Source organism: Idiomarina sp. 28-8 (assembly GCF_000320945.2).
Taxonomy (GTDB): domain Bacteria; phylum Pseudomonadota; class Gammaproteobacteria; order Enterobacterales; family Alteromonadaceae; genus Idiomarina; species Idiomarina loihiensis.
Map to the genome: position 1 here is coordinate 852,120 of NZ_DF266789.1, position 11,524 is coordinate 863,643.

Annotated in this window: 12 protein-coding genes; 2 read left to right on the forward strand and 10 right to left on the reverse strand. The window is 47.7% G+C overall.

All coding sequences use genetic code 11. The features are described from left to right. Positions 1 to 2: 2 nt before the first annotated feature. The 3 genes from RJ32_RS04210 to RJ32_RS04220 form a co-directional block, all read right to left on the reverse strand. Positions 3 to 461 carry a DUF2489 domain-containing protein gene (locus RJ32_RS04210; RefSeq protein WP_034819343.1) on the reverse strand — a complete coding sequence of 153 codons (459 nt, stop codon included), beginning with the start codon at positions 459 to 461 and terminating at the stop codon, positions 3 to 5. Beyond that, positions 461 to 874 carry a GTPase-activating protein gene (locus tag RJ32_RS04215; protein WP_034819346.1) on the reverse strand — a complete coding sequence of 138 codons (414 nt, stop codon included), beginning with the start codon at positions 872 to 874 and terminating at the stop codon, positions 461 to 463. Before RJ32_RS04215 ends, RJ32_RS04210 begins: the two co-directional genes overlap by 1 nt. 610 nt (positions 875 to 1,484) lie before the next feature. Next, complete coding sequence (locus tag RJ32_RS04220; protein WP_034819357.1) at positions 1,485 to 2,111, reverse strand: cytochrome c; 627 nt, start codon at positions 2,109 to 2,111, stop codon at positions 1,485 to 1,487. 195 nt (positions 2,112 to 2,306) lie between these two features. On the opposite strand from RJ32_RS04220, the gene yihA reads away from it, so the two are divergent. Both yihA and RJ32_RS04230 read left to right on the forward strand, forming a co-directional pair. After that, positions 2,307 to 2,927 (forward strand): ribosome biogenesis GTP-binding protein YihA/YsxC, encoded by a 621-nt coding sequence (yihA, locus tag RJ32_RS04225; protein WP_011233291.1) that lies wholly within the window; start codon positions 2,307 to 2,309, stop codon positions 2,925 to 2,927. After that, a complete protein-coding gene (locus RJ32_RS04230; protein WP_034819359.1) occupies positions 2,914 to 3,825 on the forward strand; it encodes a DMT family transporter in 912 nt (303 codons plus the stop codon). Before yihA ends, RJ32_RS04230 begins: the two co-directional genes overlap by 14 nt. Before the next feature lie 127 nt (positions 3,826 to 3,952). Here the strand turns inward: RJ32_RS04230 and polA are convergent, their stop codons facing one another. The 7 genes from polA to dprA form a co-directional block, all read right to left on the reverse strand. Then, on the reverse strand, positions 3,953 to 6,718 hold the full coding sequence (gene polA, locus RJ32_RS04235; protein WP_034819361.1) for a DNA polymerase I: 2,766 nt from the start codon (positions 6,716 to 6,718) through the stop codon (positions 3,953 to 3,955). 399 nt (positions 6,719 to 7,117) lie between these two features. Next, a complete protein-coding gene (gene aroE / locus RJ32_RS04240; RefSeq protein ID WP_034819363.1) occupies positions 7,118 to 7,957 on the reverse strand; it encodes a shikimate dehydrogenase in 840 nt (279 codons plus the stop codon). Further along, entirely contained in the window at positions 7,954 to 8,868 is a 915-nt protein-coding gene (gene hemF, locus RJ32_RS04245; RefSeq protein WP_034819364.1) for an oxygen-dependent coproporphyrinogen oxidase, read from the reverse strand. Before hemF ends, aroE begins: the two co-directional genes overlap by 4 nt. Beyond that, positions 8,861 to 9,421 carry an L-threonylcarbamoyladenylate synthase gene (locus RJ32_RS04250; protein ID WP_034819366.1) on the reverse strand — a complete coding sequence of 187 codons (561 nt, stop codon included), beginning with the start codon at positions 9,419 to 9,421 and terminating at the stop codon, positions 8,861 to 8,863. The genes hemF and RJ32_RS04250 overlap by 8 nt, the downstream gene beginning before the upstream one ends. Before the next feature lie 27 nt (positions 9,422 to 9,448). Further along, positions 9,449 to 9,961, reverse strand: coding sequence for a type I DNA topoisomerase (locus RJ32_RS04255; protein WP_034819369.1), 513 nt, complete (start codon positions 9,959 to 9,961; stop codon positions 9,449 to 9,451). Beyond that, the gene (locus RJ32_RS04260; protein ID WP_034819371.1) at positions 9,961 to 10,434 is read right to left on the reverse strand and encodes a DUF494 family protein; all 474 of its coding nucleotides are present in this window, start codon (positions 10,432 to 10,434) and stop codon (positions 9,961 to 9,963) included. Before RJ32_RS04260 ends, RJ32_RS04255 begins: the two co-directional genes overlap by 1 nt. Positions 10,435 to 10,437: 3 nt before the next feature. Beyond that, on the reverse strand, positions 10,438 to 11,475 hold the full coding sequence (gene dprA / locus RJ32_RS04265; RefSeq protein WP_235598915.1) for a DNA-processing protein DprA: 1,038 nt from the start codon (positions 11,473 to 11,475) through the stop codon (positions 10,438 to 10,440). Positions 11,476 to 11,524: the final 49 nt, after the last annotated feature.

Sequence of the window (11,524 nt, forward strand, 5' to 3'; positions counted from 1 at the left end):
CCTCAGGCCGCCGGAAATTGCTTTAATAGCTTATCAACGTCAGCAAGAATAATATCGCGCATGGACTTCTCATAGCCTTCCCGCTCGTCGTCCATTTCCTTCACTTTCTTCTTAGGAAACTTCTTACGCGATTCATGCGTTGGCATATGCTTAATTTTCTCGTACATATCGTGCATTGCAGGGTAGTCATTAGAGTAATCGTAATCGACCGCTTCAGGTCGATGATCAAGCAGTACCACAATTCTCAGGCATCCTTCAGACAGCGGGCATTGCTCCTGCTGCATGGCTTTGGCTATGGTAATAATGCTTTCATCAATACGGTCAACGCGTTTTTGCACCGCGGCTTCGCGAACTTGAGTCTGAGTGCGTAAACGCAGCACCAAAGTGGCTGCGTACCAACCCAGAGCGACAATAATCGCTATGCCTACAATGGCGATAATCCAATAGAGTTCGCTGGACATTAGCTCTCCTCGTCGTCCCATTCTTCATCGAGTTCATAACCCAGTTTGGCAATCAGCTGCTCGTAACGCTCAGATTTCTCGTCCAGGTAGCTTTGCTCTTCTGCTGTCAGAGACTCATCGTTTTCAAAGCGTTCAGCTAGTAGCTGCAGTTTGGTATCTTCCTGCAACTGCTTCAGCTCCTGTTCAGGTGTCATCACCAAAGCTATTTTACGACGACTTCCGTGCCGGGGATCTTTCTCATCCCCTTTTGTTTTGCTTTGCTGCAGAACTTTAGCCGATGAATGTCGCTGACCAGGCGCTTGTCCCTTTCCTTTTTTCTTGCCCTTGGATGCCGCATCTGTTGCCCGTGCATCTCTCGGAGTTTTAGGCTGTGCCAATGGTCCGGCCTTACGTGTCTTTTTCTGGCGAGTCATGGTCGCTCCTGAATAACAACTAATGTGGTCTATTGTAACGCAATAACGTGGATTACGTCAGTGGGGAGCAACGAATTACAAGTCTGAGATGATTTTTAGGCAAGAAAAAAGGCGATGCTTTCACATCGCCTGATTCTCTCATAAAATTGGCAGCGCACTGCAACTATGAGAATGGTTGTCACTGTTTCCGAGTTTTTATTGCGGTTTTCCGTAACCTGTCTGCTTTTTATTATTGTTATTATTAAGTGGAGCAACCGCGAGCCTGTTGGCTTTACTCCCTGGATTATCGAGAAATAAGATAACATCTGACTTTTCGATAACCTCTCGACCTCTTGTTATTTTTTTGTGTCGAGTCAGCTGTATTTTTACAGTCTTTTTATTATTTTCTCAAGGGCTTTTAACATCTTTTTTTGTTTTTTTCTGTCTGGAAGCTCCCCGAGCGTTGTTAAGACTACTTGAACCAAATATTAATTCAATGATTTTATTGATCTAAAAAACCACTTTTTTATTACTTTTTGTTAACAAGGTATGAAAAGATACGTTACTCATAACATTTTTCATAGCTATAAAAAAAGCGGCCGAAGCCGCTTTTCTATTCGCAAATACGAATTTAATACAAGCCACTCAAGAACTTAGACAGCAGCTCAATTTCTTCATCTGTCATTTTCTCTGTAACGCCCTGCATCATTCCATTCGGGTCGTTTGCACGCTCCCCACTACGGAACATTTCTAGCTGAGACTTGGTGTATGCGGCATGCTGACCTGAAATGTCAGGAAAAGCAGCTAACCCCATACCGTTTCCACGAGGGCCGTGACAACCCGCACATGAAGGCATATTGGTTTCAGGGTTCCCGCGGCGGAACAAGTCTTCACCTTTGGCAATAAGATCTTTAGGTGTTTCGCCTTTCGGTGAGTCCTTCGATGCATAAAACGCGGCAAGATCGGCCATGTCTTGTTCTGACAATGAAGCGACCTGCCCCATCATAATCGGGTTATTACGGCCTTCTTCACCGCCTGTTTCGGAGGCCCGTTTGAAATCTTTCAGCTGTTTCAACAAATATTTTTCGTGCTGACCGGCCAAATGCGGGTACATATCGGTCGGAGATTCACCATTGGGTCCATGGCAAGCCGCACAAACTTGCGATTTCTCTTTTCCGGCTTCAGCGTCGCCGCTTTGTGCTACTGCGATACCGGCGGTACCGAAGAAAAGTCCCAAAAAGATTGCGAATTTTTTCATGTTTGCTTCTCTTCTGTTCTGGATGGCGCCACGCGCCCCAATAAATCACCTTAAGCAGGTTGCTATTTTACACAAAACTTGTGTGGATTAAATGATTAAAACCGAATCAATTGCTAAATGATCATTGGAGATACTGTCCGGATACTTCATAATGCGCGTAGATGTTCCGTTTTTTCAATAAAAGTGACCTTAATAGTGGCAGATCAGCAATTAGATTACGCATCGGCAAAATTTGTGACCAGTGCACCCGATATCAGCAAACTGCCGCCGGACTCAGGCATTGAAGTTGCTTTCGCCGGCCGCTCTAACGCGGGGAAATCCAGCGCGTTAAACACTCTGACGCGTCAAAAAGCGTTGGCCCGCACCAGTAAAACGCCTGGACGGACTCAGTTAATTAACGTTTTTGAACTTACCACAGGTCAGCGACTGATAGATTTACCCGGCTACGGATTCGCTAAGGTTCCATTGGCTGTTAAAGAAAAGTGGCAACGTTCTTTAAGCGAGTACCTTCAGCAAAGGGACAGTTTAAAAGGCATCGTGGTATTAATGGATATTCGTCACCCTTTCCGCGAAACCGATCAGGAATTAATTTACTGGGCTGTCGACTGCGACCTTCCGGTACTGGCTTTATTAACTAAAGCAGACAAACTCAAACAAGGCGCGCGCAAATCAACCGTTTTAAAAGCCAAGCAAGCGGCAATTGCCTTCAACGGCGACGTCCAGGTTGAAGCCTTTTCCTCATTGAAGCGCATAGGTGTCGAGCAAGTCGAAGAGAAACTCAACCAGTGGTATAGCAAAGAGTATGACGACGAATAACACGCCACCACTTAGTGCCTGGTTATTATTAGGGTTACTCGCATTAATTTGGGGTAGCTCTTTTTTGTTAATAAAAAAAGGCTTACTGGCCTTTGGTCCAATGGAAGTTGGCGCACTACGCATCAGCTCAGCAGGACTTGTGCTTGCCCCTTTCATTGCCCGCCGACTGAATAAAATTACCCGCAAACATTGGTTAAAGCTTGCCAGTGTCGGGCTGGTTGGCAGTCTTATTCCGGCTTTTATGTTTGCCATTGCCCAAACACAGCTGGCAAGCGGCGTTACCGGAGTTCTAAATGCGTTAACCCCTATCGCAACACTGGTTATTGGTGCATTGTTCTTCCATCAGAAAGCGCGCTTAGCACAGGTTATTGGCGTAGCCATTGGCTTGTTTGGTACTTTGCTTCTGGTTACCGCCTCAGCTAATGGCAGCTGGGACTTTAATCTGTACGCCTTGTTAGTCCTGGCCGCAACCGTTTGTTATGGGCTCAACCTGAACCTCATCAAACACAAAATCAGTGACTTATCGCCATTAACCATTACCGGCATATCTTTGCTTATGGCTGCCGTTCCGGCAACAATCTACTTGTTCGCAGGAACGGAGTTTATTACTCAGGTTCAGCAGCCGGGCGCAATGTTGTCGCTGTTTTCTGTTCTGGCGCTGGGTATTGCAGGAACCGCCGGCGCTTTGGTTATTTTTAACCATGTTGTGCAGCTCACCAATACCGTTTTTACCAGTTCGGTCACCTACCTAATTCCCATTGTCGCTCTTATATTGGGGATACTTGATGGCGAAGACTTTTGGTTGCAGCAAGGGTTTGGAATGCTTGCCATTTTAGTTGGGGTTTGGTTCGCTAACCGCAGAGGCCGCTCCGGTATGGCGGGCATACCACAGAAATAGACAGAAAAAAGCCCGACTAAAAAGCCGGGCGAAAAGTAATCCAGGGAGAACAATTTTTTGAGGGAGGATTAATGCCCTCACTTGTTGTGACTAGACCCTTTATAAAAAGTTCAGACAATTCTTAAAATTAATGAGCTTCGTCCCAGTTATTACCTTTACCAGCTTCCGCTATTAAAGGCACATCAAGGCTTGCAGCCTTTTCCATTACTTCAGTTAATTGTTCAATATAATCCGTTAATTTCGACTCTTTTATTTCAAACACCAGTTCATCGTGAACTTGCATTAGCATGCTCACATCATCCTGACAGTTATTACGGTCAATCCAGTCGGCAACCTGCAGCATGGCTTTCTTAATGATGTCGGCTGCAGTGCCCTGCATTGGTGCATTGATAGCCGCACGTTCCGCTCCTTTTCTACGGGCTCCATTACTGGCTTTTATATCCGGCAAGGGTAAACGACGTCCAAACAAGGTTTTAACGTAGCCCTGCTCTTTTGCCTGCTTGCGAGTGTCTTCCATGTAACGCAAAACTCCAGGGAAGCGTTCAAAATACTTGTCCATATAGTGCTGAGCTTCGTGACGGGCAATACCCAGTTGCCGCGCAAGCCCAAAGGCTGACATACCGTAAATTAGCCCGAAGTTCACCGCTTTTGCCTGACGCCGCTGGTCATTAGTGACTTCATCAGCCTTACAGCCAAACACTTCAGCCGCTGTCGCACGGTGAATATCCAGGCCTTCGGCAAAGGCTTTAAGCAAAGACTCATCTTGCGACAAGTGGGCCATAATACGCAGTTCAATCTGGCTGTAGTCGATAGCGACAATCTTGTAGCCTTGCTCAGGAATAAAAGCCTGACGCACTCTGCGCCCTTCAGCAGTACGAATTGGAATATTCTGCAGGTTAGGGTCTGTTGAGGACAAACGTCCGGTTGCGGTTACCGCCTGCTGATACGAGGTGTGTACGCGTCCCGTATTAAGGTTAATCATCTTCGGTAATTTGTCGGTATAGGTTGATTTAAGCTTAGACAGGCCGCGGTGCTGCAGGATCACATCCGGCAGGGGGTAGTCATGTGCCAGCTCGTGCAAAACTTCCTCAGCCGTTGACGGCGCGCCTTTTGGTGTTTTCTTCACAATTGGCAACTCAAGCTTTTCAAAGAATATGCGTTGCAGTTGTTTCGGCGAGCCCAGGTTGAACTCCTCGCCTGCAATCTCAAACGCCTTTTTCTCCAGCGCATCGAGCTTTTCCGCAATTTCCTGGCTTTGCTTACCCAGCAAGTTTGCGTCAATACGCACGCCGTATTGTTCCATATCGCACAAGACAGGCACTAACGGCACTTCGATGTCGGTCAGAACACTTTGCAGCTCGCTGCCGGTTTCTTTTACTTTATTCCAGAGCACATCATGCAATCGGTAGGTAATGTCGGCATCTTCAGCCGCGTAGGGCCCGGCCTGCTCTAAAGCAATCTGATTAAACGTTAGTTGCTTCGCGCCCTTACCTGCAATGTCTTCAAAGCTAATGGTTTTATGGTTCAGGTAATGAAGGCTTAAGGTATCCATATCGTGTCGCGATCCAACGCTGTTAAACACGTAGGAGGCAAGCATGGTGTCATTTAAAATTCCCGCCAGGCGAATTTTATAGCGACGCAGAATATGCGAGTCGTATTTCAGGTTTTGCCCCACTTTTTGGGGCTTTTCAGCTTCCAGTAAAGGCTTTAACTGCTCCAGTAACCAGTCCCGGCCCACCTGCTCCGGCGCTTCCATATAATCATGCCCGACAGGTATATACACAGCCTCGCCCGGCGCCATTGCTAAAGACACTCCAACCAGTTCAGCCTCCATATAATTAAGGCTGGTTGTTTCGGTATCAAAAGCAAAGTAATCGCATTTTTTCAGTTGCGTTATGTAATCGCTGACGTCTTTTTCAGTCATCAATACACGGTACGCGTCTCTGTTGATATCGCTGGTCGGCTTTTCGCCATCGGTTTCGCCCAGCGCCTGATCCGTTGCCGCCCCAGTTTCCATCAGCTCACCAAGCCACCGGCGGAATTCACAACGACTGTAGAGCTCCTGCAGTTTTTCGCTGTCTGCCGTCTGTATTTTCAACTCTTCCGGTTGTAAATCCATTGCCACATCGAGCTTTATCGTTGCCAGCTCACGCGACATCAGCAGCTGTTCTTTATATTCATTAAGCTTAGCCGGCATAGACTTCGCACCACGAAAAGAGAGCTCAGTTACTGCATTCACATTTTCGTAAATAGCGTCAATGCTGGGAATACTTTGCAGCAGCGCCTGTGCTGTCTTTTCGCCCACTTTGGGCAAGCCTGGAATATTGTCCGAGCTGTCACCCATAAGCGCTAAATAATCGATAATTTGGTTTGGCTTAACCCCGAACTTTTTCTCAACCCCTTCAGGATCCATTAAAGTATCGGTCATGGTGTTAATGAGCATGACATGTTCATTGACCAGCTGAGCCATGTCTTTATCGCCGGTACTAATCAGCGTAAAGCGACCCTTGTCGCCGGCCTGGCGCGCCAGCGTGCCAATAACATCATCAGCTTCAACATCGTCAATGCAAAGCAGCGGTAAACCCATAGCCCGGACAATGTCATGCAAAGGTTTGATCTGACTTCGCAAATCGTCTGGCATAGGCGGACGGTTTGCTTTGTAGTCCTGGTAAATGTCGCTACGAAAGGTTTTGCCTTTGGCATCGAAAACTACCGCCATATGGCTGGGTTTATAGCGCTTTAGCAGGCTTCGGAGCATATTAACAACACCGTAAATAGCTCCGGTCGGTTCACCTTTTGAGTTGGTTAAATGCGGCGGCGCATGAAAAGCGCGGAACAAATAAGAAGAACCATCGACAAGGATAAAAGGATTTTCTGGAACAGATGTGGCCATAGTTAAGAACCTAAATTAAGCGTTACCTATAGGATGCCACAGAACGGCAATTCAGGCCACTGAACAGAGTGTGCATAACCTGTTAGTAACTCTGTTAACAACGAGTCATGCCACAGCCGGAAGTTTGAATTTCCCCGTGTCCAAAATTTACTTAAGTTATTGATAGTATGGGATTTAAAACGGCAGGTTTCCCGAAATACCTAGTACTTTTTATTGTTATGTTTCACTGTGGAAACTATTCTGCTTTTGTCCTGAAATGGAAGGAAATGCCTCAAAAGCAGGTCAGACAGATTACCATAAAATCAGCAATGATCTACTGACAAATTCAGTTTTTTTATAACCTTTTGTTCCTCATTTTTCTTTACTTATAAAAAGCAAAGAAAACCCCTTTTCAATCAATCAACTAGGAGTTCGCATTTCAGCCATAACAAATGCAGTATCGGGGCGTTCATCTCCCATCCAAAGTTGGTAAGAGGACGCAGCCTGCTCAATCAACATGCCAAATCCATCGCTGACATTTTTGCAGCCAGCCTGCGTCAGTTGCTCCATAAATATTGTTGGCTGGTCGGAATACATTAAATCATAGCCAGCAGCATTTTCGGACAGCAGAGTAGGGAGTGTTAAGCGCTGTCCATTCAAACTGCTGCTGGTTGCGTTAATTAACAGATCTATGGGTTCGTCAATTGCAGACGCAGACGAACGTACCTGAATTCGGTTAGCTGCAACCAGCCCCAGTGTCTCTAGCTGAGATTTAAGCATTTCGGCTTTCTCTGCCGTTCGATTAACCAAATACAGACACCGCGGATTTTGCTCCAGCAGAAGAGGTATTATCCCACGTGCTGATCCTCCGGCACCAAAAACAACAAGTGAGCGCTCACTTACGCTAAAACCTTTGTTTTCAAGGTCAATAATCAAGCCTTCGCCGTCAGTATTATCACCTAACAGCTGGCCATTGCCGTAAGGAATTAAGGTGTTCACCGCCCCCGCTAACCGCGCACGAGCGGACAGTTTAGTAACCAAGGATGCGGCCTGCTGTTTAAATGGTAAGGTGACATTGGCACCCTGCCCGCCATGGCGGAAAAATTCAGCAATCCGGCGGGGAAAGTGCGAAGGCGTGGATAAATAGCGTTGATAGTTAATTGAGTCCTGCCGGGTCTGCGCAAACAGCGCATGAATACGCGGCGACAGGCTATGCGCTATGGGATTCCCGAATACGCCCAGGCTGGTCACGGATTTCATACGGACAGCCAATCTCTGGGTTTTAAATAATACTCGGTAAGCTGCTCTTCTGCAGAGCCTGGCTCAGCTTGCCAGTCATACTCCCAACGCGCCAGCGGTGGCATCGACATTAAAATAGACTCGGTTCTGCCACCGGTTTGCAGGCCAAACAAAGTTCCCCTATCCCAGACCAGATTAAACTCCACATAACGCCCGCGGCGATATAGCTGGAAGTCTCTTTGTTGCTGAGTATAAGCCAGGTTTTTGCGACGTTCGACAATAGGCAGATAAGCTTTGGTGAACGCATCACCCACCGCTTTTATAACCGAAAAGCACTCGTCAAATGAACGGTCGTTAAGGTCATCAAAGAATATGCCGCCCACACCGCGCGCTTCATCGCGATGCTTAAGGAAAAAGTAATCGTCGCACCAGGCTTTATATTCCGGATAGAGCTTTTCATCGACGCTATCGAGCGCATTTTTCGCCTGTTGATGCCATTCGATAATGTCTTGGTCAAAAGGGTAAAACGGCGTTAAATCAAAGCCGCCGCCAAACCACCAGACAGGCTCTTCACCTTCTTTTTGCGCAATGAAAAAACGCACATTCATATGGACCGTCGGTACCATAGGGTTTTCCGGATGCATTACCAGAGAAACACCACAAGCATTGAAGTCGCGACCTTCCAGCTCTGGTCGGTGTGCCGTTGCCGAGGCAGGCATTTTCTCACCATAAACGTGCGAAAAGCCTACACCACCCTGTTCAAAAACCGCACCGTTTTTCATGATCCTCGAGCGACCACCGCCGCCGCCCGGCCGGTCCCAGCTGTCTTCCTGAAAGCTCTGCTCACCGTCCGCCTGCGCCAACTGCTGACAAATAGCATCCTGCAACGACATCAGGTAGCTTTTTACCTGCTTCAAGTAATCATTATGCATCGTCTCTGAAAACCTGATTATTTAGTGGGTTTATGATTCGAGTCGGGTTCGCAGCTCCACCGGTGCTTTCATCCATTATCCAGTCCACACTGTCACCAAATTGCTGACGAACTTCTGCCGCAGTTCGGGCGGGTTCCTGCCCGGTTAAATTGGCGCTGGTAGAGACTAAAGCATGACCCAGCTCGCGGCACAGCGCTCTGGCAGGTTCATGCGCGGTCACGCGCACAGCAATGGTATCGCGACCGCCCGTCAATAAGGTGGATACGCCCTTTCTTACCGGCAGAATTAATGTAACGGGCCCCGGCCAATGCGACAAAACGCTGAAACGTTTGTCCTGCGCAATAGCGGAGTCTTCAACATAGGGAAGTAACTGACTGTAATCGGCGGCAATTAATATAAGACCTTTCTCGGCGGGTCGCTGTTTCAGGCTTAACAGCCTCTGCACAGCCACTTCATTGCGAGGGTCGCATCCCAGTCCAAATACCGCCTCGGTCGGATAGGCAATAATGCCCGTTTTTATAGCGCTGTGCGCTGCTTCCCATGTATCTGCCATAATCACTCCTCAACTCAATGAGCCGGATTATAACGCGTCCGACTTATAGTCGCATTGCTTTTGCGGGCAGACTTTGCGAATTCCGGCGGCAGTTTTCTTTTTCACCAGCAGCGGGTACTGGCATTTGGGGCAGACTTCATCAACCGGAGGCTGATTCACGGTAAATTCACATTTCGGGTATTGGTCGCAAGCATAGAATACGGTACCGCGCCGCGATGTTTTTTGGTGTAACTGGCCTTTATCGCATTCAGGGCAGCGAATCGTCTCTTCTTCCTCAACGTTCGGTTCAGTAACGAACTCACATTCAGGAAAGCCGCTGCAGCCAACAAATAGGCCATAACGACCGCTCTTTAACTGCAATTCTTTACCACACTCAGGGCAAGGAACACCGAGATCTTCGGGCTCAATTTCAGATTGCTCCCGAAGGCCTCGCTTATAATCGCAGTCCGGATAACCGGTACAGCCTAAAAAGCTGTTATGCCCAACATGTTTAATAACCAGTGGTCGCTCACAACGGGGGCAGCGCTCATCTGATGACATTAATGCAGGGGTCCTTCAGCTTCCTCAAACAGCAAACCTTCCATTTGGTCGTACGCAGCTTCCTGGCCGGGAACATTAAACAGCACCATAAGTACAACCCATTTCAGGTCATCCAGAGTAAAGTTCGGCGTTTCCAGTTCCATCACACGGTCAACAACCACTTCTCGTGTAGCAAAATCAAGTACACCCAGGTTTTCCAGGTACATCAGAAAACCCCGGCTCTGGCTGTCCAGACGAGTCATCTCTGCCGCGGTATAAATACGGGTAGACTGCTGCGGAGCAACATCCAGATAAGACTTGGTTTCCATTTGCTGCAAATCGGCCAGGCGTTCTAACCACGCCAAAGCCTTCTGGATTTCCTGATGACGGAAACCAGCCCGGGTAAGTTCATTGGTTAACTCATCGTGATCAACTACAACTTCCATTTCCGAATGAATGTAGTTTTCAAACAAGTACATGAGGATATCAAACATACTTTAGCGCCTCCCCACTTTGATATAACCGCCTGGTACGGCTGCTACTAGCCCTTCTAATTCGAGTAACACTACTTTCTCCATGACTTCAGCAACCTCGAGTCCGGACAATTGTACCATGTCATCAATTGTTCGTGGCTCTGAACTCAGACTAGCGAACAATCGATTGTTTGCCAAGCTTTCATCGCGACATTCTGTATCACCTTCTATGGCAACCTCAGTATCGTCAACCGAGAACCAGTCGAGAATGTCCTGCGGCGTATTAATTAACTTAGCACCCTGTTGGATTAACCAGTGGCAGCCCTGATGCTCCGGCAACAACACCGACCCCGGAACAGCTCCAACTTCACGACCTTCGTTCAAAGCGTGTATTGCCGTTGAAAGCGAACCGCTTTTGCGCGCCGCTTCAACCACCACCACGGCCTGACTGATACCACTAATAATACGATTACGCCGGGGAAAATGATCGATTCGCGCGGTTTGCCCGGGCGGAAATTCGGAAATCAGCAACCCCTGATGTGCAATAAAGTCCTGTAAGGCTTTGTTTCTTCTGGGGTAGTACTGGTCGATACCAGTACCTAAAACCGCTATGGTTTTTCCTTTATCGGCTGCGGTTTTATGTGCTTGAGCGTCAATGCCCATCGCCAGACCGCTAACCACCACAACACCCGCCGCGACTAAGCGCTCGCTAAACCAGTCAGCAATTTGTAAACCACTGTGAGTGGCTTTGCGGCTGCCAACAATAGCCACACTAACTCCTTGCAAAAGCTCTTTACGACCCCGGTAATAAAGTAACCAGGGCGGATTAGCTATGGCTTTTAACGCAGTTGGATAATCATCACTAAAGTAAGAAATAACGCCCTGGTAGTCACTACGACACCAATTTTCAGCTGCATTTAACCAACGCGCCTCGACCGGTTTTAGCGATTGCCCCCATCGTTCAAAAATGGCCTCCCAGCCGGTACATTCCCGAGCAGCTTTCTGTACCTTGTTTAATGCGCGTGTCATCCCCATTAATACACATAGTTCCTGTGTGTTCACAGACTGTCCTTGACCTACCAATTTAAGGTAAACTAAGGGTAGATGAAGA